25 protein-coding genes and 1 pseudogene are annotated in these 26600 nt (G+C 58.8%); 15 read left to right on the forward strand and 11 right to left on the reverse strand.

Annotated elements, in window-relative coordinates:
* Nucleotides 1–59 precede the first annotated feature (59 nt).
* From B1722_RS30195 to B1722_RS24330, 3 genes and pseudogenes are all read right to left on the reverse strand, one after another.
* Entirely contained in the window at nt 60–554 is a 495-nt protein-coding gene (locus B1722_RS30195; protein WP_371851402.1) for a methyl-accepting chemotaxis protein, read from the reverse strand.
* A 51-nt stretch (nt 555–605) separates the two neighbouring features.
* A pseudogene (locus B1722_RS30200) lies at nt 606–1460 on the reverse strand (PAS domain-containing protein); the annotation flags it as partial.
* A 150-nt stretch (nt 1461–1610) separates the two neighbouring features.
* On the reverse strand, nt 1611–2219 hold the full coding sequence (locus B1722_RS24330; RefSeq protein ID WP_086794662.1) for a TetR/AcrR family transcriptional regulator: 609 nt from the start codon (nt 2217–2219) through the stop codon (nt 1611–1613).
* A gap of 217 nt (nt 2220–2436) precedes the next feature.
* On the opposite strand from B1722_RS24330, the gene B1722_RS24335 reads away from it, so the two are divergent.
* On the forward strand, nt 2437–3492 hold the full coding sequence (locus B1722_RS24335; protein WP_086794664.1) for an MBL fold metallo-hydrolase: 1056 nt from the start codon (nt 2437–2439) through the stop codon (nt 3490–3492).
* An 11-nt stretch (nt 3493–3503) separates the two neighbouring features.
* On the opposite strand, the gene B1722_RS24340 is transcribed toward B1722_RS24335, so the two are convergent.
* The 4 genes from B1722_RS24340 to B1722_RS24355 form a co-directional block, all read right to left on the reverse strand.
* The gene (locus tag B1722_RS24340; RefSeq protein ID WP_041066483.1) at nt 3504–3824 is read right to left on the reverse strand and encodes a helix-turn-helix domain-containing protein; all 321 of its coding nucleotides are present in this window, start codon (nt 3822–3824) and stop codon (nt 3504–3506) included.
* On the reverse strand, nt 3811–4179 hold the full coding sequence (locus B1722_RS24345) for a type II toxin-antitoxin system RelE/ParE family toxin (protein ID WP_041066486.1): 369 nt from the start codon (nt 4177–4179) through the stop codon (nt 3811–3813). The genes B1722_RS24340 and B1722_RS24345 overlap by 14 nt, the downstream gene beginning before the upstream one ends.
* Before the next feature lie 42 nt (nt 4180–4221).
* Entirely contained in the window at nt 4222–4536 is a 315-nt protein-coding gene (locus tag B1722_RS24350; protein ID WP_086794665.1) for a hypothetical protein, read from the reverse strand.
* A 93-nt stretch (nt 4537–4629) separates the two neighbouring features.
* Complete coding sequence (locus B1722_RS24355; RefSeq protein ID WP_086794667.1) at nt 4630–5397, reverse strand: helix-turn-helix domain-containing protein; 768 nt, start codon at nt 5395–5397, stop codon at nt 4630–4632.
* Nucleotides 5398–5509: 112 nt separating this feature from the next.
* On the opposite strand from B1722_RS24355, the gene B1722_RS24360 reads away from it, so the two are divergent.
* Nucleotides 5510–6325, forward strand: coding sequence for a sulfite exporter TauE/SafE family protein (locus B1722_RS24360; protein WP_086794669.1), 816 nt, complete (start codon nt 5510–5512; stop codon nt 6323–6325).
* A 63-nt stretch (nt 6326–6388) separates the two neighbouring features.
* Nucleotides 6389–7525 carry a hypothetical protein gene (locus B1722_RS24365; protein WP_086794671.1) on the forward strand — a complete coding sequence of 379 codons (1137 nt, stop codon included), beginning with the start codon at nt 6389–6391 and terminating at the stop codon, nt 7523–7525.
* Nucleotides 7526–7528: 3 nt separating this feature from the next.
* On the opposite strand, the gene B1722_RS24370 is transcribed toward B1722_RS24365, so the two are convergent.
* Nucleotides 7529–8512, reverse strand: a complete 984-nt coding sequence (locus B1722_RS24370; RefSeq protein WP_086794672.1) for a hypothetical protein — start codon at nt 8510–8512, stop codon at nt 7529–7531.
* A gap of 261 nt (nt 8513–8773) precedes the next feature.
* Between B1722_RS24370 and B1722_RS24375 the strand changes: the two genes are divergently transcribed.
* The gene (locus B1722_RS24375; protein WP_041066501.1) at nt 8774–9586 is read left to right on the forward strand and encodes an HNH endonuclease; all 813 of its coding nucleotides are present in this window, start codon (nt 8774–8776) and stop codon (nt 9584–9586) included.
* On the opposite strand, the gene B1722_RS24380 is transcribed toward B1722_RS24375, so the two are convergent.
* The 3 genes from B1722_RS24380 to B1722_RS24390 all read right to left on the reverse strand — a co-directional run bounded on the left by B1722_RS24380 (nt 9552) and on the right by B1722_RS24390 (nt 12523).
* Nucleotides 9552–10112 carry a Bro-N domain-containing protein gene (locus B1722_RS24380; protein WP_084234155.1) on the reverse strand — a complete coding sequence of 187 codons (561 nt, stop codon included), beginning with the start codon at nt 10110–10112 and terminating at the stop codon, nt 9552–9554. The genes B1722_RS24375 and B1722_RS24380 overlap by 35 nt on opposite strands.
* 346 nt (nt 10113–10458) lie before the next feature.
* Complete coding sequence (locus B1722_RS24385) at nt 10459–11709, reverse strand: ribonucleotide-diphosphate reductase subunit beta (protein WP_027612630.1); 1251 nt, start codon at nt 11707–11709, stop codon at nt 10459–10461.
* A 553-nt stretch (nt 11710–12262) separates the two neighbouring features.
* Entirely contained in the window at nt 12263–12523 is a 261-nt protein-coding gene (locus B1722_RS24390) for a DUF2790 domain-containing protein (RefSeq protein WP_003227290.1), read from the reverse strand.
* A 475-nt stretch (nt 12524–12998) separates the two neighbouring features.
* Here B1722_RS24390 and acs point away from each other — a divergent pair, with 475 nt between their 5' ends.
* The 11 genes from acs to astD all read left to right on the forward strand — a co-directional run bounded on the left by acs (nt 12999) and on the right by astD (nt 26477).
* The gene (gene acs, locus B1722_RS24395) at nt 12999–14954 is read left to right on the forward strand and encodes an acetate--CoA ligase (protein WP_086794674.1); all 1956 of its coding nucleotides are present in this window, start codon (nt 12999–13001) and stop codon (nt 14952–14954) included.
* 731 nt (nt 14955–15685) lie between these two features.
* The gene (locus tag B1722_RS24400; RefSeq protein WP_027612633.1) at nt 15686–16459 is read left to right on the forward strand and encodes an ABC transporter substrate-binding protein; all 774 of its coding nucleotides are present in this window, start codon (nt 15686–15688) and stop codon (nt 16457–16459) included.
* Nucleotides 16460–16550: 91 nt separating this feature from the next.
* Nucleotides 16551–17240 (forward strand): ABC transporter permease, encoded by a 690-nt coding sequence (locus tag B1722_RS24405; protein ID WP_003227287.1) that lies wholly within the window; start codon nt 16551–16553, stop codon nt 17238–17240.
* A complete protein-coding gene (locus B1722_RS24410) occupies nt 17237–17935 on the forward strand; it encodes an ABC transporter permease (protein ID WP_086794676.1) in 699 nt (232 codons plus the stop codon). The genes B1722_RS24405 and B1722_RS24410 overlap by 4 nt, the downstream gene beginning before the upstream one ends.
* A 1-nt stretch (nt 17936) precedes the next feature.
* Nucleotides 17937–19049: a M14 family metallopeptidase gene (locus B1722_RS24415; protein ID WP_041066513.1), complete on the forward strand. Its 1113-nt coding sequence runs from the start codon at nt 17937–17939 to the stop codon at nt 19047–19049.
* 27 nt (nt 19050–19076) lie between these two features.
* A complete protein-coding gene (locus tag B1722_RS24420) occupies nt 19077–19841 on the forward strand; it encodes an ABC transporter ATP-binding protein (RefSeq protein ID WP_003227281.1) in 765 nt (254 codons plus the stop codon).
* Between the two features lie 246 nt (nt 19842–20087).
* A complete protein-coding gene (argR, locus tag B1722_RS24425; protein ID WP_041066519.1) occupies nt 20088–21080 on the forward strand; it encodes a transcriptional regulator ArgR in 993 nt (330 codons plus the stop codon).
* Nucleotides 21081–21490: 410 nt separating this feature from the next.
* Nucleotides 21491–22711 (forward strand): aspartate aminotransferase family protein, encoded by a 1221-nt coding sequence (locus B1722_RS24430; RefSeq protein WP_041066522.1) that lies wholly within the window; start codon nt 21491–21493, stop codon nt 22709–22711.
* Nucleotides 22712–22914: 203 nt separating this feature from the next.
* On the forward strand, nt 22915–23934 hold the full coding sequence (aruF, locus tag B1722_RS24435) for an arginine/ornithine succinyltransferase subunit alpha (RefSeq protein ID WP_025112905.1): 1020 nt from the start codon (nt 22915–22917) through the stop codon (nt 23932–23934).
* 51 nt (nt 23935–23985) lie between these two features.
* Nucleotides 23986–25011 (forward strand): arginine N-succinyltransferase, encoded by a 1026-nt coding sequence (astA, locus tag B1722_RS24440; protein ID WP_086794680.1) that lies wholly within the window; start codon nt 23986–23988, stop codon nt 25009–25011.
* Nucleotides 25008–26477 (forward strand): succinylglutamate-semialdehyde dehydrogenase, encoded by a 1470-nt coding sequence (gene astD / locus B1722_RS24445; RefSeq protein ID WP_174377357.1) that lies wholly within the window; start codon nt 25008–25010, stop codon nt 26475–26477. Before astA ends, astD begins: the two co-directional genes overlap by 4 nt.
* Nucleotides 26478–26600: the final 123 nt, after the last annotated feature.

Below are 26600 nucleotides of genomic sequence, written 5' to 3' on the forward strand. Positions count from 1 at the left end.
CACCCCTTCAAGTCTAAACATACAAGCGAGCCTGCTCGCGAAAGCCGCGACGCGGTCTCTCAGCCCGGCGCCCGCTCATTGGCAAACATGCTCACCGCCTGCACCGCTTCACTGGCGCCATCGCGGATCTGCAAAATCACACTGCCGGCCTGATCCGCCAGTTCAACGCCTTGTGCCGCCCGCCCGCGGGTGCCTTCCATGCTCTTGATCGCCTGCCGTGTCTCGCTCTGGATCAGGCCGATCATGCTGGAAATCTCCGCCGTCGAGCCGCTGGTGCGCGCCGCCAGTTGCCGCACTTCGTCCGCCACCACGGCAAAACCGCGGCCCTGATCCCCGGCGCGCGCCGCTTCAATTGCCGCGTTGAGCGCCAGCAGGTTGGTCTGGTCGGCAATCGCGCGGATCGTATTGACGATCGCGGTGATCTGCTCCGAGCGCTCGCCAAGTTGCGCGATCAGCGTTGATGACTGCGCGATGTCGTCAGCAATCTCGCGCATTTCACTGGCCGCCTGCTGGATCACCTGAGTGCCTTGCTCGGCGACTTTCCGGGTTTCCACGGAGATGTGGTAAGCGGCGCTGGCGCTACGGGCATCGTGCTCGTGCTGCTCGACGCGGGCGGTGACGTCCGTGGCGAATTTCACCACTTTGCACAAACGCCCGGCGGCGTCGTACACCGGATTGTAGTTGGCCTCCAGCCAAATACTCTGGCCGCGCTTGTCGACGCGTTCGAACTGGCCCTGGAACAGTTCACCCTGATTCAAGCGTCGCCAGAAGTCCTCGTAGGCACTGCTGTTGACCAGCTCCGCGCGGCAGAACAAACGGTGATGTTTACCCTTGAGTTCAGCGAGGGTGTAACCCATGCGTGTCAGAAAATTCTGATTGGCCGTGAGAATGCCGCCGTCGAGGTCGAATTCAATCACTGCCATCGCCCGGTCGATTGCCTGCAGTTTGGCGTTGGCCTCGCTTTCCTGCTGCACCTTGGTCGTCACGTTCATAGCGAACTTGACCACTTTGACCACACGTCCCGACGCATCCTTGATCGGGTTGTAATTGGCTTCCAGCCAGACCGGCTGGCCTTGGCTGTTGATCCGCTCGAAGGTGCCGGACTGGAACTGGCCGTTTTTCAGGCGCGACCACAGTTCGGTGTATTGCGCGCTGCGGCCAAACTCCGGAGTGCAGAACAAGCGATGCGGCTGGCCGATCACCTGTTCGGCGCGGTAACCCATGGTTTTGAGGAAGTTGTCATTGGCCTTTAACACCACACCGTCAAGGTCGAACTCGATCACCGCCATGGAGCGATTGATCGCTTCAAGCAGGCCGTTTTGTTCGGTGAGGGTGTGTTGAAGATCGTTGAGTTCGGCTTGGTGGCGTTTGAAAAACATAGGGGGCAGTACCTGGAAGTAGGGAAAGACGAGGTTTGTGTCCCTGTTTCCGCGCTGGCAGAGCAAATGCCGGGTCAGCATTTGTCATTGACTGCAAAGTGCCAGCATCCAGGCTGACGGCTCGATCTTATACAAACCGAATTAAGTTGTACAAGAAATTGCGCGTCGGTACGTTTCCGGTTTTTTCAAAGTTCGAGTCGGTGACTCCGGGCGGGTGACGAAGAGGCCGGTTCAGAGCTGATAACGTGCCAGAAACATCTCCAATGCCGACTCGGCCACGGCTTTTTGCGTGTCTGCATCCAGCGGCGGCAAACCCATGGAAATCTGCGGCCAGAAACCGAATGACTTCAACAGTCCCTGCACCTGTTGCGCGGCGAAATCGGCATCCACGGTTTTCAACCGACCATCGGCCAGCGCAGCGCGAATCCACACCGTCAGGCCTTCTTCGCGCTCGCCCATGCGCGCCACCATGTCCTGCGCGCGCTCCGGTGAATGAATGGTGGCAGCGATCGCCACCCGCGCCAGTCCGAGAAAATTGTCATCGGCCATCATCTGCAGTTTGGCCAGCAACATGGGCAGCAGTTGCTCGCGCAGCGGCTGATCGGCGCGGTAGCTCACCATCTGCTCTTCGGTAATCCGTGCCCAGAGTTGGTTGAGAATTTCGGCGAACAGCTCTTCCTTGCTGGGGAAATGGTTGTACACCGTGCGCTTCGACACCCCAGCGGTAGCCGCGATCTTGTCCATGCTGGTGATCTCGAACCCGGTGGCCCGGAATTCGGCAATCGCCGCCTGAATGATGGCTTCGCGTTTGCGGTCGGTAAGGCGCTGTGCAGCTGTCATAAGTACGCTTCGGCAGAGAAAGAGGGGGAATTACACTTGGCAGTTTACTTGTCATCCGGTTTGATGCAACCTAGAAACTACACCGTCGAGTGTAATGTTGCGTTAATCCGCGCAACCTAAAAACCAGACAGTTCGGCTGATGCGTGCGTGCCTTGGCCATTTATCGTCCCACCGTGAAAAACCGTGAATTGCGCGGTTTTTCTGGAGTCTCTCAGTCATGGCCAATTCAGATATTTCTGCGGATCAAATTTCCACGCCTGAAGCCTCTCGCCAGGATCAAGGGCTATTCCGTAACCATGCGCCGGTGCAACGTGAAGGTGGGCGCAAAATGCTGCGGATCATGTGGAACATGATTTTCAACAAGCCGCGCAATACCCGTCCCGCCGCTGCGATCCCGGTGCAGTCGCTGACAACTGAAGACCTGCTGGCCGCGCCTGACCACAGCGTCTATCGCCTCGGCCACTCGACCCTGCTGCTGAAAATGCGCGGCAAATTCTGGATCACCGACCCGGTCTTCGCCGAGCGCGCTTCGCCCGTGCAGTGGGCCGGCCCGAAACGCTTTCACCAGCCGCCGATCAGTATCGACCAGTTGCCGCCGATCGAAGCGGTGATCCTCTCGCACAACCACTACGACCACCTCGATTACCAGGCAGTGCTGAAACTGGCGGCCAAAACCAACTACTTCCTGACCCCGCTGGGCGTCGGCGATACTTTGGTCAAATGGGGCATCGATGCCAGCAAAGTCCGCCAGTACGACTGGTGGCAGGGCACCGAAATCGCCGGCATCCGCTTTGTCGCCACGCCCTCGCAGCACTTCTCCGGCCGCGGCCTGTTCGACAGCAACAGCACGCTGTGGGCCTCGTGGGTGATGATCAATGGCGACACCCGCATCTTCTTCAGCGGAGACAGCGGCTACTTCGACGGCTTCAAACGCATCGGCGAACAGTACGGCCCATTCGACCTGACCCTGATGGAAACCGGCGCCTACAACGTCGAATGGCCGCACGTGCACATGCAACCCGAAGAAACCCTGCAGGCGCACATCGATCTCAAGGGCCGCTGGCTATTCCCGATCCACAACGGCACCTTCGACCTGGCCATGCACGCCTGGCACGAACCGTTTGATCGGATCCTGTCACTGGCCTGGGAGCGCAGTGTGGCGATCACCACGCCGCAAATGGGCGAGGCGTTCAACCTGATGCAGCCGCAGCGCGGGAGTGCGTGGTGGTTGGCGGTTGAAGGGGAGAGTGAAGGGGTGGTGCAGAACGCCTGATCAGTTTCAGGTTAAGCAAATACCACTTCAATTCGGCCCTCTTTCCGTGACCGGGGGGCCGATTTCACTACGATCTGAACGTCTCGTCCAAGATGCGAGAGGCACTCCATCATCTTGGCTTCACTGATGCCGCGAAATTTCCCCCGCAGCATGTCGGATAGCTTGGGCTGAGATAATCCAAGAATTTCAGATGCCTGAATTTGAGTGAGATGGCGTGCCTTGATGATCTCGCCGATCTTCGCCGCGAGCTGCGACTTAACCTGCATTTCACTGGCATTGGGTAATTCGAGGTCTCGGTAGACGTTCCCGCTACCTTCTTCAATTTCTATCATTTTCTGATCCTTTCGCGTGATCCTGAGCGGCTCGAAGTCGGTTTCGGATCAGATCAATGTCGGACTGGGCGGTTTTGATTCCGGTATTCGACTTCTTCTGAAAGCAGTGCAATACATAAATGGCACTGCCGAAACGAACCGTATAAATGGCCCGGTAGGTGTTGGTGTCGAAGTCTTCGATCAGCTCCAGCACTCCCGCGCCTCCGAACCCTTTCAGGGGTTTTGCATCCGGATGCTTCAAGCCACTCTGGGCCAAATCCAATGCGTAACCAAATACATCCTGTACGTCTGTGGGCATCTGCTTGAGATCTTTCTTACTACTGCAGACCCACAAGAGCGGCTTCCTTGCACTCATGCGAAAATATACCTATTTAGGGATAAATATCAACTTGCCTGTTCATTCAGCCATCGCATAATCCCCACGCCCCACTGCATCCGATGGCGCACCCATACTCGCACTGCGCCCCGGCGCAAACCCCGGAAAAAACACCAACCCCTGCGCTTCAAACCGGTAAGCCAACGCCAGCCGCGCCGCGTCCGCCACGTCCTGCTGCGCTTCAAACCGCTGGATATCATCCACCGCAACCTGCGCCTCGCGCGACAGTTGTTCCACGCTCCAGCCCAGCATCGCTCGGGCCTGGACGCAGTGCGTCGGGGTGAACTGGAAAAGGGCAATGCGTTCGAGGATGTGGTTCATCGCAAGAGAGGCCATGGTGTGCTCCGGGCTCAAGAGTGCTGATTGAAAATGTACTGGGTTTTTGTACAGTTGTTTTCGACCGGGATCAAACGCATTTTTTGATTTGCCCTAGTTCGCCGCCTCCAACCAGACGGACGGTGCCTGGCCGAGGATGCGCCGGAACATCGTCGAGAACGCCGCCGGGCTCTCATAACCGAAATCCAGGGCGATCCGCGTCACCGCTTCACCGACCGCCAGCCGCGCCAGCGCCAGCACCACGCAGGCCTGTTGCCGCCATTGGCTGAAGCTCAACCCGGTCTGCTGCCGAAACAGTCTGTTGAAGGTGCGCAAGCTTATGTGCAACTGCCCGGCCCAGTGTTGCGGTGACTGATGGGCGTTCGGCTGATGCAGAAAGTTCTGACACAAAGCCAGGAGCTTTCCGTCAGTCGGCAGCGGAATGTGCAAGGGCAGGGGCGCACTGCGCGCCAGTTCATGCAGCAGCAAGTCGATCAGTACGCCATCGCGTCCTTCGAGGTCATAGGCCAGCGGCACTTCCACCGCCTCCATCAACAAGTGCCGCATCAACGGCGAAACGCTGATCACCTGGCAGCGCTGCCCCAAATCCACCGCCCCTGGCTCGATGTACAGACTGCGCGTGCTCACGCCCAGCATCAGCACCTCATGTGCCACTTCCGGCGGAATCCACACTGCCCGTTGTGGCGGCACCACCCAATTGCCGTCATGAGTACGAACCTGCATCACCCCGGTCGCGCCGTACAACAATTGCGCCCGTCGATGCGTATGAAACGGCAACAGATGGCCGTGGGAATAATCCGTTCCGATCGCCACCACCGGGCGCGGTGTGTGATCCAGCAGATTGATCGAAACATTGCGCATCGAGCGTTTCCCGGTAGTTGGCGTAAACGCAAACATTATTGGCTGAGTTGCTGAAGCAGGCCAAGTCGCGTCGCTTTATCGTCGACCGCTCGCCACCACCGGAAGACGCGCCATGTTCTACCTCCTGCTGACTCTCTTCGGCTGCCTGACCGGCATCACCGCCGTGCTCTTCGGTTTCGGCGGCGGCTTCGTCGTCGTGCCGCTGCTCTACCGCATGCTCTCCGCCAGCCACGGTGCCGACGACCCCATCGGCCAATCGGCGATGCACATCGCCGTCGCCACCTCGACCTGCGTGATGATCGTCAACGCCCTGATCGCCACCGACAAACACCGCCGCGCCGGCAACCTGATCCGTCATTACCTGTGGCCGCTCGGCGGCTTCATCGCCCTGGGCGCGATCATTGGTGCGATCGCCGCGGTGTGGGTCAGCGGCGAGGTCATTCGGTACGCCTTCATCGCCTACCTCGGCGTGACCATCATCGACTGCCTGCTCAGGCGCGGCTTCCTCACCCGCAGCGAAGGCGTCATCCCACGCCGACTCCGCAGTACAGAAACATCCGGCGGCGGTGTAGGCATCGGCGCCATCGCCACGTTCCTCGGTGTAGGAGGAAGCGTCATGACCGTGCCGCTATTGCGCCGCTGCGGGCTGAGCATGTCCCAGGCCACGTCCATGGCGAACCCGTTGAGCGTGCCGGTGGCAGTGGCCGGAACGCTGACCTACATGGCACTGGCCAGATTCAGTGCGACGGATCTGGGCGCGTGGTTTGTCGGGTATGTAGATTTGCTGGCGTTTGCAGTGCTGACGCTGGGGTCGTTGGTCGGGATTCGAATGGCCACGCCGTGGATCGGGCGGATACCGGATCGGGTGCATGCTTGGGTGTATATCGGTCTGTTAATCGTCGTGATGCTGGGCATGCTGCTCAAGTAGAGCCTCGATTCCTGCGCGCATCCTCTGCATACTCCGCAGCCTCATTCATTCAGGGATCGATCCATGCTCAAGGGACTGCTGCGCCTGGCGCCATACGCTGCGGCGCTGTTCACACTGATTTCCACCGCCCATGCCGAAGATGGCCGGCGCGTGTTCACCGGTACGCTGGGCAAGATGCCGATTGTGGTGGAGCTCAACACCACGCAGCAGGACGAAGTCACCGGCCGCTACTTCTACGAGAAGTATCACCGCGACCTAGAGCTCAGTGGCTCGCTGCAGGACAGCACGTTGAACCTGGTTGAAGGCAACAACCGCTATGACGACGACAAACCGCTGCCCACCCTGAAGTTGAAATCCATCGCCAATGGCTGGCAGGGCGAATGGCAAAACCCCAAGGGCAAGAAGCTGCCGGTGCAACTGACCGAAGCCAAACTTCCTGCGCCGAGCGCAACTACGCTGCCCTTTATTGCCACTTTGCCGAAGAGCGATCCCTACGAGTATTTGCGCTTACAGGGGCTCAAACTCAAACCGGAGAAGAAAGAAAACTTCATGGGCTACGACCTGCAATGGTGGACGGAGCCTGAGTCGAAGGTTTCGTTGTTCAGTGTCGAGTCCGGCTATACGAAAGAAGAGCAGCAGCGGATTAATAACCACCTGCTCGGACGGCTCTGGACTGAAGTCATCGACTATCACCGCTGCATGATGGATGGCGGGGAATATGCCGAGTTCGATCAAGGGGCTGCCCCCGAGTTTCTCTCGCCCGACGTGGTCAGCCTGGACATCTCCACCGGTTACAGCTGCGGCGGCGCCCACCCGGATTTCGGCAGTTCGCCAATCAACCTCGACGTCCACACCGGCGAATTGTTGAAACTCAAAGATGTGCTGTGGATTGGTGAACCGAATAGCGCGGTCACCGAATACGATCAGATGAAAGTCATGGCGCCGTGGCTGGTCAAACAGTTCACCACGCTCTATCCCGAAGAGATGAAGAAGCCCGCCGAAGACGATGGCAACTGCGATTACACCGATGAAAGCGTCTGGGGTTATTCCAACTGGCACCTCACACCGAAGGGTATTTACCTGGGCGCTTACTTCGCCCGTTACCAACGTAACTGCGACAACCCTGATTGGTCAGTGCTGCCGTACTCGCTGGTCAACCAGCACCGTGGCGCAGCCAAACTGCAATTGCCCAAAGGCTAACCATCACACCAACCCCGGCGCCTCCCGCACAATAAAGTGATCCAGGTTCTCGATGTTGGCACTGAACACCCCGAACGTCTGTTCGGGGTTCTTCTTGCTAGGCACCTGCTTCAACTCCGGCGTCACGCCATAGAAGAAACAGAACAACTCCTTGTCGCTGTCGATCGCATGCTTGATCTCTTCCAGAAACGCCTTGCGCTTGCGGTAGTTGTCGATCAACTTCTTGCTCAAGTAAACGTTCACCGAATACGGCTTCTTCTTCGCCTCATCCGCCTGCTTGAACCAGATCTTCTGCTCGAAATCGATGCGAAAACTCTGGGTGTAATCCTTGATCTCTTTGATCTTGCCCCAGTAAATCAGCCCCTTGTTGTCCGTCAGATACTCGATCTTCTTGAAGAACGAGCCATAAGGCGCCGTGTGCTCGCCGATCTTCAACGGCATGCGCTTGAGCAACTCCTTGTCGGCGAAGTTCGACACAAAACACTCCACCGGATGCGCAAACACACTGGTCTTGTCCGGCGCCGTCTCACGCCCCGGCGACTCCTTGGAACTCACCTGCGCCACCCGCACCGGATCATCGCGCAACACATCCGGCGCCCCCGCAGGCGCAGCAGGCTTGCGCACATACTCACGTCGCGTCAGCAACAACTCCGACGGAAAATGCTCCTCCCGCCCGTCACCCGTTTCTCCATCCACCGCCTCAACCCCGGATGCCGACGCCTTCAAACTCACATACGGACAACCTGCTACATGCTGCGTACCGGGCAAGTTCTTGAAGTGCGGCGTGCGCACGTAATTCACATTCTTGGCGTTGAACGTGCCCAACTCGTTGGAGGCATCAAACGCCGAACGACAGGCATCGTTGGGGCACTGGAAGTGTTCCTTCGCAGAATCGAACGCCACCGTCTCATCGAAATTGAGATCGCGAACGTCATAGATCGACAACTTGTCGTCGAGACTGAGGCAGTAGGCGAGATCGAATTTCATGGCAGGGCTCGGATCCTTGAGTGGGGGAGGGGTATTAATAGCGGGAGGCGCGTGGTGGTGCACCTACTAATTCTTTTTTTGGTGCAGTGATGCGGTCATTTTCTAGGCTCCGTCAAAGCAATTTAAGAGCGAGAGGTGGAACACATGTCTCACCGAAAGGCTGAAAACTTGGCTTGAGTCAGTTGTGAGAGCTTTCTGTAAGTCGTGTAGGACTTTTCTCTAGATTTGGTAATCTCTAGCCTCTGATAAGAGGATGAGTTGATGCCAGCCGTAATTGCCGAGAATGATTTGTCAAAATGGGCCGATCAAACTGGGGTTCTCTACCACTTCCCGAAGCGGTACAAGGAAATCCTTGTCCAGGGAACAGAAGTTCTCTACTACAAGGGGAAACTGAAAAATAAGGCTTTTGCAGCATTACGTTTGAGTTCTGCACCTCATTATTTTGGTTTGGCTCGGATAGGGAGGGTGTATGCAGACAAGAACAGTAAGCGAGGAGACCTGTTTGCCTCCATTGAGGATTTTCGTCAGTTTGAGTCGGCAATCCCAATAAAGCTCGAGGGGGAGTACCTTGAGCAAATTCCCTCAAATCTAAAGAACAATTACTGGCGTAACGGTGTTCGGTCCATTGATCAAACTGTGTTCGACCGGATCTCATCCAATGCTGTGCTGACGCAATCGCAGGCAGATGACTTCAGCCAGGTTGACGGTACAGAGGATTTTGAAACCGTAATCGTTGGTACTGAAGGTAAAAAATCCACTTATTACGGTGTGAGATACGAGCGTTGTCCCAAGCTTAGACGTCAGGCTATCGCTATTCATGGTCTTCTATGCAAAGCATGTGATTTTGACTTTGAGAAAGCCTATGGGGAGCACGCGAAGGGCTTCATTCATGTGCATCACGTGAAGCCCATTTCCGAATTTGAAGAGGAACAGGTTGTCGATCCAGTGACTGACCTTGTTCCTCTCTGTGCAAATTGCCACGCAATTGTTCATAGAAAGCCTCAGCAATTACTGAGTGTTGAGCAATTGAAAGGGCTTCTCAACGGTCGCTGGGTTTTCGATGATTTGACCTAAGTGAATGTGCAGATAACTGCAACGTATTTACGACCCGCCGCCACCAAGGATTAGCTTCGACCGTTCGTCGTCGCGGCTGATCATTTAACAGGTAAGGCATATCCCGAAGCCGAATCCAGCCCTCATCCTGCCAATGCAGCAAACTCAAAGACATCTCCGGCCAATCCAACAAGCTCAACATTGGCCGATTCGAATCTCCTGAATCCCCAGCATCGCGCAACGTCGGCACTACCTCGTTGGTCAGCCACTCACGCAACAAACGATTTCCCGGAACGTAGTGATAGACCAACAGCGCATACACCCCGGATTCACTAAGCATCAGCTGCTGTTCTGGCTCTCGAAAGTACTCAATCCACAAGACGCGACGCTGATCGTTATCCAGCTTGTTGACCACCCGATCATTCAGATGGAAACCCATCAAGCGGCCGACATCGCGAGCGGAGAACCAAGGCTGGTTTTCTAATAGAAGGGCATGGAGAGAAAGGTTGTGGCGAGAGAACACCATTACCGGGAGCGGATCAGACATATCTAGACCTCTACGTTAGATTTTGGGAGGGCCTGACCCCAACGTAGAGCGGACTTAAGAAATCCCAACGAGCAGAGCAGTTGTCACCGACGAATTACACGTCTGTGTCACTGACCGAGCTTTCTACGTTGGGCGTTTCTTAGGCACCTTTGATAGAGCTTAGTAGTGCTTGTAGCGGGCTTCAATGGGACGCAGCTGTAAGTGCTGTAGGAGATTGAGCGCTGTGACGTAGGCGTAAAAAACGATTACCAATCGTCCATAAAAAAGCCCCGATCAAATCGGGGCTTTTGATTTCTCGACTTTTCGACTCAGGCAGCAATCGTCAAAATCGTGCCAAGCGAGACCATTAGTCCCAGCTCAACGCACCACCAGTCTGGTATTCGATCACTCTCGTCTCAAAGAAATTCTTCTCTTTCTTCAAGTCCATGATCTCGCTCATCCAAGGGAACGGGTTAGTCGTCCCTGGGTACTCTTCTTTCAAACCAATCTGCGACAAACGACGGTTAGCGATGAACTTGAGGTAGTCCTCCATCATCGCCGCGTTCATGCCCAGTACGCCGCGAGGCATGGTGTCGCGGGCGTATTCGATTTCCAGTTGCGTACCCTGCAGGATCATTTGGGTCGCTTCTTCCTTCATCTCGGCATCCCACAGGTGTGGGTTTTCGATTTTGATCTGGTTGATCACGTCGATGCCGAAGTTCAGGTGCATGGATTCGTCGCGCAGGATGTATTGGAACTGCTCGGCGACGCCGGTCATTTTGTTGCGGCGGCCCATGGAGAGGATCTGGGTGAAGCCGCAGTAGAAGAAGATGCCTTCCAGAACGCAGTAGTAGGCGATCAGGTTGCGCAGCAGTTCTTTGTCGGTGTCCGGGGTGCCGGTTTCGAACTTCGGATCGGAGATCGAACGGGTGTATTTCAGGCCCCAGGCTGCTTTTTTGGCGACCGACGGGATCTCGTGGTACATGTTGAAGATCTCGCCTTCATCCATGGCCAGCGATTCGATGCAGTACTGGTAGGCGTGGGTGTGGATCGCCTCTTCGAAGGCCTGGCGCAGGATGTACTGGCGGCATTCCGGGTTGGTGATCAGGCGGTACACGGCCAGGACCAGGTTGTTGGCAACCAGGGAGTCGGCGGTGGAGAAGAAGCCGAGGTTGCGCATCACGATGCGGCGCTCGTCGTCGGTCAGGCCTTCCGGGTTTTTCCAGAGGGCGATGTCGGCGGTCATGTTGACTTCTTGCGGCATCCAGTGGTTTGCGCAGCCGTCCAGGTACTTCTGCCAGGCCCAGTCGTACTTGAAAGGTACGAGTTGGTTGAGGTCGGCGCGGCAGTTGATCATGCGCTTTTCGTCAACGGCGACACGGGCGGAGGCGCCTTCGAGTTCGGCGAGGCCTTCGGCGACGTCGAGGGAATCCAGTGCAGCCTTGGCGCGGGCCACGGCGGCCGAGTCGTCGGCGGTCACGGCGCGGGCTTCCAGCGCTGCGGCACCGCCGGCGCTGTCGAGGCGGTCCATGTTGGCTTCAGTAGCGTGGCCGGCGTTGGCGCCTTTCACTGCTGCTACTTCACTGTCTTCTTTGTCGAATTCGTCCCAGCTCAGCATGACGTGTCGTCTCCTGCGTGAGGGCCTGGCGCCCCGTGTGAAACCTGATTGGTTGGTTTTTCACACGGTCGTACAGACCGCGTTGGATCTTAAGGAATCGTTTTTTGCGGCAGCCAAGGCAGGCAATAAAACAGAATTTTGTACGGGTTTCCGAGAGCCTCTGACGGGCGCAGATCAGCGTTTAGGCTGCTGCGGGGCTTCAGAATGGCTTTTGCTCCCTGTAAGGGAATATTGCTGACCCGATTAGGGCGGCATTATAGGGAAAAAAACACGGCTGTGCTGAGGCGAATCCGCGCATGGCGCGGTCGAGGAGGCTGGTTTTTCGATGAGAGTGCGGGTTTACAGGGCTTTGCCGGGGATAGATTTTTTTTCGTAAAAATCTCGCGATTGTGGATTTGCTCAAAAAACGAACAAAAAAACCGTGTTTTCACTACATCTAGTGTTTTGCAAGCATTTTTGACGACTCCAGACACAACTGAGCCCGACCGAAGCCGGGCTGGAATCGACCCTCAAATGAGGCGCTGAGCGATCCGATTCGGTGCAGTCTCGATCATCAATTGGTGCAGCCGTTACCCATCACGCTGTAGCGCAGGATGTGACGCTGACCCTTGGAGTCGTCGTACTCCATTTTCATCGGAACAACTTCGCAGACGTTTGGAACTTCGCTCATGGACACTACGTTGGCGATGTCCAGGTGGGTCGAGTAAGTGTATTCCTCGATAGCCGGTTGTTGCTGTGCGACATCAGTCGGGACCTCGTCTGCCATGGCGGTTGCGCACAGACTGCTGAGGGCCAGAACCAATAAAGCTTTCATTTCAGATTTACCTTTTTGAGGTCGAGTGGGGTCACGCAACCTTTTTAGGGTTGCGTGTGGAACTTCATCATTTGCAGTTATTACTTGAGAGCTGGATTAACGGCCTTCGTGGGGGCTGTAACGTTGTTAATCGCGTTTGCCTTGTCGGCGGAGTGGATTTTAGGCAGGTGGGGTGGGGGTAAACAGGTGGGGTTTTGATAAACACTTTTGGTGGTTTTGGTAACAATCGGTCGAAATTGCCTGGGGCCAGGTTTGCCGGTGATCCGTTTTGCCTGAATATCCGAGTCACCTGAATCGCTGGCAAGCCAGCTCCCACAGGGGTTGTGGAGTATTGGAACAAGCAGCGCAGGGCATGCGTCAGGGGTAACTGGATGTTTTGTAGGGGCTTGTTACTACCATCGTCGAATGGTTCTATGGGCCCGGCCCGGCTACAACGGGGTCATACAAAAACAACTATTCCACCGAGGTAAGAAAGATGAGTGCGGCTTCTCTGTATCCCGTTCGTCCCGAGGTTCTGGCCAATACGCTGACTGACGAGGCGACCTACAAAGCCATGTACCAGCAGTCGGTCGTCAACCCTGACGGTTTCTGGCGCGAGCAAGCCAAGCGCCTCGACTGGATCAAGCCTTTCACCACGGTGAAGCAGACTTCCTTCGACGATCACCATGTCGACATCAAATGGTTCGCCGACGGTACCCTGAACGTATCCTACAACTGTCTCGACCGTCATTTGGCCGAGCGCGGCGATCAAGTCGCAATCATCTGGGAAGGCGACGATCCTTCCGAAAGCCGCAACATCACCTACCGCGAATTGCACGAGCAAGTGTGCAAGCTGGCCAACGCCCTGCGTGGTCAGGACGTACACCGCGGCGACGTGGTGACTATCTATATGCCGATGATCCCCGAAGCCGTGGTCGCCATGCTGGCCTGTACCCGGATCGGTGCGATTCACTCGGTGGTGTTCGGTGGCTTCTCGCCGGAAGCCCTGGCGGGGCGGATCATCGACTGCAAATCGAAAGTGGTGATCACCGCTGACGAAGGCATTCGTGCCGGCAAGAAGATCTCGCTGAAGGCCAACGTCGACGACGCGCTGACCAACCCGGAAACCAGCAGCATCCAGAAAGTCATCGTGTGCAAGCGCACCGGTGGCGACATCAAGTGGAACCAGCATCGCGACATCTGGTACGAAGACCTGATGAAAGTGGCGGGCACCGTCTGCGCGCCGAAAGAGATGGGCGCTGAAGAAGCGCTGTTCATCCTCTACACCTCGGGTTCGACCGGCAAGCCAAAGGGCGTGCAGCACACCACCGGCGGTTATTTGCTGTACGCGGCGATGACCCACGAGCGTGTGTTCGACTACCGTCCAGGTGAAATCTACTGGTGCACCGCCGACGTCGGCTGGGTCACCGGTCACAGTTACATCGTCTACGGCCCGCTGGCCAATGGCGCGACCACCGTGCTCTTCGAAGGCGTGCCGAACTACCCGGACATCACCCGGGTGGCGAAGATCGTCGACAAGCACAAGGTCAACATCCTCTACACCGCGCCGACCGCGATCCGCGCAATGATGGCTTCGGGTGCCGCTGCTGTTGAGGGCGCGGATGGCAGCAGCCTGCGTCTGCTCGGTTCGGTCGGCGAGCCGATCAACCCGGAAGCCTGGGACTGGTACTACAAGAACGTCGGCAAGTCGCGTTGCCCGATCGTTGATACCTGGTGGCAGACCGAAACCGGCGGCAACATGATGAGCCCGCTGCCCGGTGCGCATGCACTGAAGCCGGGTTCGGCGGCACGTCCGTTCTTCGGCGTGGTGCCGGCGCTGGTCGACAATCTCGGCAACATCATCGAGGGCGAGGCCGAGGGCAATCTGGTGATTCTCGATTCGTGGCCGGGTCAGGCGCGCACCTTGTATGGCGACCATGACCGCTTCGTCGACACCTATTTCAAGACCTTCCGCGGCATGTACTTCACCGGTGACGGTGCGCGGCGTGACGCCGATGGTTACTACTGGATCACCGGGCGCGTGGATGACGTGCTCAACGTTTCCGGTCACCGCATGGGTACCGCCGAGATCGAAAGCGCAATGGTCGCCCACCCGAAAGTCGCCGAAGCGGCGGTGGTCGGTGTGCCGCACGACATCAAGGGGCAGGGCATTTATGTCTACGTCACCCTGAAGAATGGCGAAGAGCCGAGCGAGCAACTGCGCCTGGAACTGAAGAACTGGGTGCGCAAAGAGATCGGCCCGATTGCCTCGCCGGACGTGATCCAGTGGGCGCCGGGGCTGCCGAAGACGCGTTCGGGCAAGATCATGCGGCGGATTCTGCGCAAGATCGCCACGGCGGAATACGAAGGGTTGGGGGATATCTCGACCCTGGCGGATCCGGGTGTGGTGCAGCATTTGATTGATACGCACAAGACGATGAATGTGGCTTAAGCCTCTCTGATGCATTGAAAAGCCCTGTCCGGTGATGCCGGGCGGGGCTTTTTTGTGTCAGGTGGGTTTGTGCTGGCTGTGCCGGCCTCATCGCTGGCAAGCCAGCTCCCACAGGTTTCCGAGGTGTGAACGGGATTTCAATCTTAATCGAAATCCCTGTGGGAGCTGGCTTGCCAGCGATAGCCATCTGTCAGACGCCGCAGTATTCCCCTGTCAGAAACACAAACCACCCAACCAATAATTATCGATTTCCTGCGTAAGCCCCTTCCCGCTGTTACCCATGCCTACCTGAGTAACCAAATGTGTAACCGCCCGCCCCGCAGCGGGGCGAGGGGAAACGCATCGCCCCGTTTTAGAGCCTCAAAATCCCCGGTGAAAAATAAGACCCAACGCTGCGCTTGCCGGATTAGAAGGGTTTGCGAATAATAGGCCCGCAATTTGCAGCATAGATCGGTTCACTGTCTTTCGCTCTTGCATGAATTTGCAAGGCTGTCAATGCGCTCAAGCGGGTTTCTCTGTGCATCTGTAATTAGTTGTCGCATTGAAGAAATATCGGCTTCGGGCCTGTCGTTAGAATGCCGATCACTCGCTCATCGTGGCTGACGTTGAAACCCCTGGTGGTTTCACCGGGAAATTCCCACCGATGCTGCACCGCTTTCCCGATTCACCCATTCGCATATTGGGCTGTCGCTCACTCTGCCGTTTTTGCCCTTTACCGATGGAGTCCCAAGATGAAGAAACTTGTGCTGCTTGGCGCCCTGGCACTGTCCGTGCTGTCGCTGAATTCCTTCGCTGATGAAAAACCTCTGAAGATCGGTATCGAAGCGGCTTACCCTCCGTTCGCTTCCAAAGCGCCGGATGGCAGCATCGTTGGTTTCGACTACGACATCGGCAATGCCCTGTGTGAAGAAATGAAGGTCAAGTGCCAGTGGGTCGAGCAAGAGTTCGACGGTCTGATCCCGGCACTGAAAGTGCGCAAGATCGACGCGATCCTGTCGTCCATGTCGATCACCGAAGACCGCAAGAAGTCCGTGGACTTCACCAACAAGTACTACAACACCCCGGCCCGTCTGGTCATGAAGCAAGGCACCGTTGTCAGCGACAACCTGTCCGAGCTCAAAGGCAAGAACATCGGTGTGCAACGTGGTTCGATCCACGAGCGTTTCGCCCGTGAAGTCCTGGCCCCGCTGGGTGCCGAGATCAAGCCATACGGCTCGCAGAACGAAATCTACCTCGACGTGGCCGCCGGTCGTCTCGACGGTACCGTGGCGGACGCCACCCTGCTGCAGGACGGCTTCCTGAATACTGATTCCGGCAAAGGCTTCGCCTTCGTTGGCCCGCAGTTCACCGACGTCAAATACTTCGGCGACGGCGTAGGCATTGCTGTGCGCAAGGGTGACGCGCTGAAAGACAAGATCAACGCGGCCATCGCGGCCATCCGTGAAAACGGTAAATACAAAGCTATCCAGGACAAGTACTTCGCCTTCGATATCTACGGCAAGTAACACGTCTCTGCGACAAGTCAGAAATGGCGCAAGCAACAGGATCTCTGCGGTTTGCGCCATTTTTTCATCCCAACTTTCGAGGACCTGAATCATGTTGAAAGGCTACGGGGCTGTCATCCTCGATGGCGCATGGCTGACGCTTCAGCTCGCCTTGTCGTCCATGGCCCTGGCCATCGTTCTCGGGCTGATCGGGGTCGCGTTGCGCCTGTCGCCGATTCGCTGGCTGGCGTGGCTGGGCGATCTGTATTCCACGGTGATCCGCGGGATTCCCGACCTGGTGCTGATCCTGCTGATTTTCTACGGCGGTCAGGACTTGCTCAACCGCGTCGCGCCGATGCTTGGCTATGACGACTACATCGACCTGAACCCGCTGGCCGCCGGTATCGGCACCCTCGGTTTCATCTTCGGCGCCTACCTGTCGGAAACCTTCCGTGGTGCGTTCATGGCGATCCCCAAGGGCCAGGCCGAAGCGGGCATGGCGTACGGCATGAGCAGTTTTCAGGTGTTCTTCCGGGTGATGGTGCCGCAGATGATTCGCCTGGCGATTCCCGGCTTCACCAACAACTGGCTGGTGCTGACCAAGGCCACCGCGCTGATTTCGGTAGTCGGTCTGCAAGACATGATGTTCAAGGCCAAGCAGGCGGCAGACGCCACCCGCGAGCCTTTCACCTTCTTCCTCGCAGTGGCGGCGATGTACCTGGTGATCACCAGCGTCTCGTTGCTGGCGCTGCGTCACCTTGAGAAGCGCTACTCGGTAGGCGTAAGGGCGGCTGATCTATGATCTTCGACTACAACGTCATTTGGGAGGCCATGCCGCTGTACCTCGGCGGCCTGCTGACCACCCTCAAATTGCTCGCGCTGTCGCTGTTGTTCGGTCTGCTGGCGGCACTGCCGCTGGGCCTGATGCGCGTCTCCAAGAACCCGATCGTCAACGGCGCCGCGTGGCTCTACACCTACGTGATCCGCGGCACGCCGATGCTGGTGCAACTGTTCCTGATCTACTACGGTCTGGCGCAGTTCGAAGAAGTCCGTGAAAGCTTCATGTGGCCGTGGCTGTCCAGCGCGACGTTCTGTGCGTGCCTGGCCTTCGCGATCAACACCAGCGCCTACACCGCCGAAATCATCGCCGGCAGCCTCAAGGCCACGCCGAACGGCGAGATCGAAGCCGCCAAGGCCATGGGCATGTCGCGCTTCAAGATGTACAAGCGCATCCTGTTGCCATCGGCCCTGCGTCGGGCGCTGCCGCAATACAGCAACGAAGTGATCATGATGCTGCAGACCACCAGTCTGGCGTCCATCGTGACCCTGATCGACATCACCGGCGCGGCCCGTACCGTCAACGCGCAGTACTACCTGCCGTTCGAGGCGTACATCACCGCTGGCCTGTTCTATCTGTGCCTGACCTTCATTCTGGTGAAGCTGTTCAAGCTGGCCGAGCGTCGCTGGCTGAGCTACCTGGCCCCGCGGAAGCACTGATATGGAACGCATTGATCACGTATTGCCGTGGAGCCATCTGGGCAGCGAGCGCAAGATCTCGGTCTTCCGTTTTGGCCAGGGCGAGCGCAAGGCTTACATTCAAGCGAGCCTGCACGCTGATGAACTGCCGGGCATGCGCACCGCCTGGGAGCTGAAAAAGCGCTTGGGCGAGCTCGAAGCCCAAGGTCTGCTCAACGGCGTGATCGAGCTGGTGCCGGTCGCCAACCCGCTGGGCCTTGGCCAATTGCTGCAAGGCAATCATCAGGGACGTTTCGAGGCGGGCAGCGGCAAGAATTTCAACCGCGATTTCGTCGAGCTGAGCGCGCCGGTTGCAGCGGCGCTGGCCGAGCGTCTCGGTGACGATCCGCACGCCAACATTCGCCTGATCCGTCAGGCCATGGCTGAGCATCTGGCGGCATTGCCCGAGGCGGGCAGCCAGTTGCAAGGCATGCAGCGCGTGTTGCTCAGCCATGCCTGCACCGCCGATGTGGTGCTGGACCTTCACTGCGATGCCGAAGCCGCGCTGCACATGTATGCGCTGCCGCAGCACTGGCCGCAGTGGCGTTCGCTGGCCGCGCACCTGAATGTGAAGGTCGGTTTGCTGGCGGAAGACTCTGGTGGCAGCTCCTTCGATGAAGCGTGCTCGTTGCCGTGGCTGCGCCTGTCGCGGCAGTTCCCGGACGCGCAGATTCCGCTGGCGTGCCTGGCGACGACTGTCGAGCTGGGCGGTCAGGCCAACACCGACCGCGCCGATGCACTGGCCTGGGCCGAAGGCATTCTGGCGTTCCTCGCCGAGCAAGGCCTGATCACTGGCGAGTGGCCAAAGCCGGCCAATGAACCGTGCGAAGGCATGCCGTTCGAAGGCACTGAATTACTGTTGGCGCCGCACCCCGGTGTGGTGAGTTTTCTGCGTAAACCCGGCGAGTGGGTTGAAGCCGGGGATGAGATTTTCGAAGTGATCGATCCTGTGTCCGATCGGGTCAGCACGGTGTGTGCTGGTACCTCCGGGGTGCTGTTTGCCATTGAACGGCTGCGCTATGCCCAACCCGGTTTCTGGCTGGCCAAGGTGGCGGGGCGCGAAGCGCTGCGTCACGGGCGCTTGCTCAACGACTGACTGACTGTTTTTGTGAGAACCGACCGCATGTACAAACTTGAAGTCCAAGACCTGCATAAACGCTATGGCAGTCACGAAGTGCTCAAGGGCGTGTCCCTGAAGGCGGCAGCCGGCGATGTGATCAGCATCATCGGCTCCAGTGGCTCCGGCAAAAGTACTTTCCTGCGCTGCATCAACCTGCTTGAGCAGCCGCACGCGGGCAAGATTCTGCTCAACAACGAAGAGCTGAAACTGGTGGCCAACAAGGACGGCGCGCTGAAAGCCGCTGATCCGAAACAGCTGCAGCGCATGCGTTCGCGCCTGTCGATGGTGTTCCAGCACTTCAACCTGTGGTCGCACATGACCGCGCTGGAAAACATCATGGAAGCGCCGGTCCACGTGCTGGGCGTGTCCAAGGCCGAAGCCCGCGAGAAAGCCGAGCACTATCTGAACAAGGTTGGCGTGGCCCATCGCAAAGACGCGTTCCCGGGGCACATGTCCGGTGGCGAGCAGCAGCGTGTGGCAATTGCCCGTGCGCTGGCGATGGAGCCGGAAGTGATGCTGTTCGACGAACCGACGTCGGCGCTCGATCCGGAACTGGTGGGCGACGTTCTGAAGGTGATGCAAGCGCTGGCTCAGGAAGGTCGCACCATGGTCGTGGTTACGCACGAAATGGGCTTCGCCCGTGAAGTGTCGAACCAGTTGGTGTTCCTGCACAAAGGTGTCGTGGAAGAGAGCGGCAACCCGCGCGAAGTGCTGGTCAATCCGCAATCCGAGCGTTTGCAGCAGTTCCTCTCGGGCAGCTTGAAGTAATCAGAGCTGCCGATATGCACCGGAATAGTGCATGCTTCGCAGCCTGAAGGCTGGCTCCAATCCCCTGTAGGAGCTGCCGAAGGCTGCGATCTTTTGCCCTTGCTTTTGAAAATCAAAAGATCGCAGCCTCGTTTCACTCGACAGCTCCTACAGTGGGAGCTTTGCAGGTTTCGAGATTTGCGTTCATTTACGGGCTAGCATTGGCCCATGCCTTCATCACCGTTCTTCGTTTCGGATTGCCCGCCCATGACTGCCCATCGAATTGGTTTCCTGATTTGGCCCAGCACTAAAGCTCTGACGCTGGCGCTGGCGGAGGAGGCCTTGCGTGTTGCCCAGCGGGTGCATCCGGAGGTGGTCTACGAATTGTCGTTCCTCCAGGCCGAAGCCGTGACAGACGTTGCAGCCGACGGTGCCTGGCAACTGCCGGGCGAGGCCTGGACCGGCAAGCTGGAAAACTTCCAGAAACTCTTTTTGCTCGCCGACGAGCCGCCTACCACTCTGGCCCCGGCCCTCAGCAGCGCACTCAAGCAACTGGTGCGGGCCGGTTGCGTGATCGGTGGTCTGTCGGCCGGTGTCTATCCGTTGGCGCAGCTCGGTCTGCTCGACGGTTATCGCGCGGCTGTGCACTGGCGCTGGCAGGACGATTTCGCCGAGCGCTTCCCGAAAGTCATCGCCACCAGTCACCTGTTCGACTGGGATCGTGATCGCCTGACCGCGTGTGGCGGCATGTCGGTACTCGACCTGTTGCTGGCGGTGCTGGCCCGTGATCATGGGGCAGAACTGGCCGGTGCGGTGTCCGAAGAACTGGTGGTCGAGCGCATCCGCGAGGGCGGTGAACGCCAGCGCATTCCACTGCAGAACCGCCTCGGTTCCAGCCATCCGAAGCTCACCCAAGCGGTGTTGCTGATGGAAGCCAACATCGAAGAGCCGCTGACCACCGACGAAATCGCCCAGCATGTGTGCGTGTCCCGTCGACAGCTGGAGCGGATCTTCAAGCAATACCTCAACCGCGTGCCGAGCCAGTACTACCTGGAATTGCGCCTGAACAAGGCCCGGCAGATGCTGATGCAGACAAGCAAGTCGATCATCCAGATCGGCCTGTCCTGCGGTTTCTCCTCCGGGCCGCATTTCTCCAGCGCCTACCGCAACTTCTTCGGCGCGACGCCACGGGAAGATCGCAATCAGCGACGCAGCAGCAGTCCTTTCGAACTGTCGTCGGTGCCGCCAGAGCGCGGTTGATCCGCGTCCTGTTCAGGGGCGAGCCGAGTGTTTTGCAGCGTCGACCCTGGCCTCTTTCATCTCGCCTTCGTGGGTGTATCGGGTTGCCCGTTTTTTTCGGCGCGTGGGCGGTTGCCTGCGCTGGAAAAGTCCGCCCGGTAAAAACTGCTCTTCAGGGTGATGTGCGGTACATATATACCGCACTCGCCAATTCGTTCTCGGGTACAAATCAGCAAGCTGCCGCAAACGGCTGCGGCCAGTTAAACTGCGCCTTTGCGACGCTATATGTCGCATTGCCGTAAACCCGGGAAAATCCGGGGTTTGCGCTATAAGAAGTTGTCGCTTGGCGACAAGGCCGGGCTGAAAACTGTCCTTACAATCCCCCCATCGCTCGCCAGTTTCAGGCGGGTGTTCCTCTTCAGGAGACTCCGATGTCCGTTGAGCACGCTGCGGTAGAACGCGCCGATTTCGACCAGGTAATGGTTCCCAACTACGCGCCCGCCGCTTTTATTCCGGTGCGTGGTGCCGGTTCCCGCGTCTGGGACCAGAGCGGCCGCGAGCTGATCGACTTCGCCGGCGGGATTGCCGTTAACGTATTGGGCCATGCGCATCCGGCGCTGGTCGGTGCGCTGACCGAACAGGCGAACAAGCTGTGGCACGTGTCCAACGTGTTCACCAACGAGCCGGCCCTGCGCCTGGCGCACAAGCTGATCGACGCCACGTTCGCCGAGCGCGTGTTCTTCTGCAACTCGGGCGCCGAAGCCAACGAGGCCGCGTTCAAGCTGGCCCGTCGCGTGGCGTTCGACCGTTTCGGCAGCGAGAAGTACGAGATCATCGCCGCGCTCAACAGCTTCCACGGCCGTACCCTGTTCACCGTCAACGTCGGTGGCCAGTCGAAGTACTCCGACGGTTTCGGTCCGAAAATCACCGGCATCACTCACGTTCCTTACAACGATCTGGCCGCGCTGAAAGCGGCGGTGTCCGACAAGACTTGTGCGGTCGTGCTCGAACCGATCCAGGGCGAAGGCGGTGTACTGCCGGCCGAACTGGCTTACCTGCAAGGTGCCCGTGAACTGTGCGACGCGCACCACGCGCTGCTGGTGTTCGACGAAGTGCAGACCGGCATGGGCCGTACCGGCCATCTGTTCGCTTACCAGCACTACGGCGTGACCCCGGACATCCTGACCAGCGCCAAGAGCCTGGGCGGTGGTTTCCCGATCGCGGCAATGCTGACCACCGAAGCGCTGGCCAAGCATCTGGTGGTCGGCACCCACGGCACCACTTACGGCGGCAACCCGCTGGCGTGTTCGGTAGCCGAAGCGGTGATCGACGTGATCAACACCCCTGAGGTGCTGAACGGCGTCAACGCCAAGCACGACAAATTCAAGACTCGCCTGCAGCAGATCGGCGAGAAGTACGGCCTGTTCACTCAGGTGCGTGGCCTCGGTCTGTTGATCGGTTGCGTGCTGAGCGATGCCTGGAAAGGCAAAGCCAAGGACATCTTCAACGCCGCTGAAAAAGAAGGCCTGATGATTCTTCAGGCCGGCCCGGACGTGATTCGTTTCGCACCGAGCCTGGTGGTGGAAGACGCCGATATCGACGCCGGTCTCGACCGCTTCGAACGCGCCGCCGCCGCACTGACGCAAGCCTGATAGACCTTTCGACGCCTGAGGATTCTGGCGTCGAACCCAATTTTGATACCGGGCGAGTTCCATTGTGGGAGCGAGCCTGCTCGCGAAGGCGGCGTGTCAGTCAACATTTTTGCTGACAGATAGACCGCTTTCGCGAGCAGGCTCGCTCCCACAGTCTCCGGTGTTTTTTTCAGTAAATTTTTATAAGAGAAAGGAGTGACACCATGCTGGTGATGCGCCCTGCGCAAATGGCTGATCTGGGCGAGGTACAGCGTCTGGCTGCGGACAGTCCGATTGGTGTCACTTCCTTGCCGGATGACGTGGAACGCCTGAGCGACAAGATCGCTGCAAGCGAAGCCTCGTTCGCTGCCGAAGTGAGCTTCAACGGTGAAGAGAGCTACTTCTTCGTCCTCGAAGACACCGCCACCGGCAAACTGGTCGGCTGCTCGGCCATCGTTGCCTCGGCCGGTTACTCCGAGCCGTTCTACAGCTTCCGCAACGAGACCTTCGTCCATGCTTCTCGCGAGCTGAAAATCCACAACAAGATCCACGTGCTTTCGCAATGCCACGACCTGACCGGCAACAGCTTGCTGACCAGTTTCTACGTGCAGCGTGAGCTGGTGGGGTCGCCGTGGGCCGAGCTCAACTCCCGTGGTCGCCTGCTGTTCGTTGCCAGCCACCCGGAGCGTTTCGCCGATTCGGTGGTGACCGAGATTGTCGGCTACAGCGACGAGAACGGCGACTCGCCATTCTGGGATGCAATCGGTCGCAACTTCTTCGACCTCAACTACGCCGAAGCCGAGCGCCTGTGTGGCCTGAAGAGCCGCACGTTCCTCGCCGAGCTGATGCCGCATTACCCGATCTACGTGCCGCTGCTGCCGGATTCCGCTCAGGAAGCGATGGGCCAGGTGCACCCGCGTGCGCAGATCACCTTCGACATCCTGATGCGCGAAGGCTTCGAGACCGATCACTACATCGACATTTTCGACGGTGGCCCGACCCTGCATGCGCGTGTTTCGGGGATCCGTTCGATCGCCCAGAGCCGTGTGGTGCCGGTGAAGATCGGCGAGCCGGTCAAAGGTGCCGGGCGCCAGTATCTGGTGGCCAACGCGCAGTTGCAGGATTACCGCGCGGTGCTGCTGGAACTCGATTACGCGCCGGGCAAACCGGTGACCCTGGATCTGGAAGCAGCCGAAGCCCTGGGCGTCGGTGAAGGTGCCAGCGTGCGCCTGGTGGCGGTTTAACGCCTTAGCGAGTTTCACGGGTGGCGAAGGCGGCCCGTTTGAGGAGATAGCATGATTGTTCGTCCCGTACGCAGCAGCGATTTATCCGCGCTGATCGACCTGGCCCGCAGCACCGGCACCGGCCTGACCACTTTGCCGGCCAACGAAGAGCGCCTGACCCACCGGGTCGGCTGGGCCGAGAAGACTTTTCGCGGCGAAGCCGGCCGTGGCGATGCGGACTACCTGTTCGTGCTCGAAGATGACAACGGTCGCGTGGTGGGGATTTCCGCCATCGCCGGCGCGGTCGGTCTGCGTGAGCCGTGGTACAACTTCCGCGTCGGCCTGACCGTCAGCGCCTCGCAAGAGCTGAACATCTATCGCGAGATTCCGACGCTGTTCCTCGCCAACGACCTGACTGGCAACTCCGAGCTGTGCTCGCTGTTCCTGCACGCCGATTACCGCACCGGCCTGAACGGCCGCATGCTGTCCAAGGCACGCATGCTGTTCATCGCCGAGTTTCCGGAACTGTTCGGCAACAAGATCATCGCCGAGATGCGTGGTGTTTCCGATGAGGCCGGTCGTTCGCCGTTTTGGGAAAGCCTCGGTCGGCACTTTTTCAAGATGGAATTCAGCCAGGCCGATTACCTGACCGGCGTCGGCAACAAGGCGTTCATCGCCGAACTGATGCCGAAATTCCCGCTGTACACCTGCTTCCTGTCGCCGGATGCGCGCAACGTCATCGGTCAGGTGCACCCGGACACCGAGCCGGCGCTGGCGATGCTCAAGAGCGAAGGTTTCAGCTATCAGGGCTACGTCGACATCTTCGACGCCGGCCCGGCCATCGAGTGCGAAACCAGCAAGATCCGCGCTGTCCGCGACAGCGAAGCGCTGGTGCTGGCGATCGGTACGCCGGGCGAAGACGCCACGCCGTTCATCATCCATAACCGCAAGCGCGAAGACTGCCGCATTACGGCTGCCCCGGCCCGTCTGGCTGCCGGCACGCTGGTGGTCGATCCGCTGACCGCCAAACGTCTTCAACTCAACGCCGGCGATCAAGTGCGCGCCGTGGCGTTGTCTGCTGCTCGGGAGTCGAAATAATGAATTCGCTATACATCGCAGGTGAATGGCTGGCCGGTCAGGGCGAAGCCTTCCAGTCGCTGAACCCGGTGACCCAGCAAGTGCTGTGGTCGGGGGAGGGCGCCACCGCCGCTCAGGTCGAGTCCGCCGTGCAGGCGGCGCGTCAGGCCTTTCCGGGTTGGGCGCGGCGTTCGCTGGACGAGCGCATCAGCGTCCTCGAAGCCTTTGCCGCCGCCCTGAAAAACCACAGCGACGAACTGGCCCGCACCATCGGTGAGGAAACCGGCAAGCCCCTGTGGGAAGCCGCGACCGAAGTCACCAGCATGGTCAACAAGATTGCGATCTCGGTGCAGAGCTACCGCGAACGTACCGGCGAGAAGAGCGGCCCGCTGGGCGACGCCACCGCCGTGTTGCGCCACAAGCCACACGGTGTGGTAGCGGTGTTCGGCCCTTACAACTTCCCGGGCCACTTGCCGAACGGCCACATCGTGCCGGCGCTGCTGGCCGGTAACAGCGTGCTGTTCAAGCCAAGCGAGCTGACGCCGAAAGTCGCCGAGCTGACGGTCAAGTGCTGGATCGAAGCCGGTTTGCCGGCCGGCGTGTTGAACCTGCTGCAAGGCGCTCGCGAAACCGGTATCGCCCTGGCGGCGAACCCGGGCATCGACGGTCTGTTCTTCACCGGCTCGAGCCGTACCGGCAATCACCTGCACCAGCAGTTTGCCGGGCGTCCGGACAAGATCCTCGCGCTGGAAATGGGCGGCAACAATCCGCTGGTGGTCGATCAGGTCGCTGATCTGGACGCAGCCGTTTACACGATCATTCAGTCGGCTTTCATCTCCGCCGGTCAGCGCTGCACGTGCGCGCGTCGTCTACTGGTGCCGCAAGGCGCGTGGGGCGACAGCCTGCTCAAGCGTCTGGTGGACGTCAGCGCGACCCTCGAAGTCGGTGCGTTCGATCAACAGCCGGCGCCGTTCATGGGCTCGGTGATTTCCCTTGGCGCGGCGAAAGCGCTGATGGATGCCCAGCAACATCTGTTGGCCAATGGCGCGGTATCGCTGCTAGCGATGACGCAGCCGCAAGCGCAATCGGCCTTGCTGACCCCGGGCATTCTTGATGTGACCGCCGTGGCCGAGCGTCCGGACGAAGAATTGTTCGGCCCGTTGCTGCAAGTGATCCGCTACGCCGATTTCGCTGCGGCGATCGCTGAGGCCAACGACACCGCTTATGGCCTGGCGGCTGGCTTGCTGTCGGATTCCGAAGATCGTTATCAGCAGTTCTGGCTGGAAAGCCGCGCCGGTATCGTCAACTGGAACAAACAACTGACCGGTGCGGCGAGCAGCGCGCCGTTCGGTGGTGTCGGCGCTTCGGGCAACCATCGCGCCAGTGCCTATTACGCGGCGGATTATTGCGCGTACCCGGTGGCCTCGCTGGAAACCCCGAGCCTGACGTTGCCGGCGGCCCTGACGCCTGGCGTGAAAATGGTGTGATGCCTATCGCTGGCAAGCCAGCTCCCACAAGTGCGATGAGATCCCTGTGGGAGCTGGCTTGCCAGCGATGGCCGCGCCGCGGTCTCAAAGAATAGTTACTGAAGCCTATAACAACAGATTCTC

Origin of the sequence: Pseudomonas sp. SCPG-7, assembly GCF_002156405.1 — a bacterium.
Classification (GTDB): Bacteria; Pseudomonadota; Gammaproteobacteria; order Pseudomonadales; family Pseudomonadaceae; genus Aquipseudomonas; species Aquipseudomonas parakoreensis.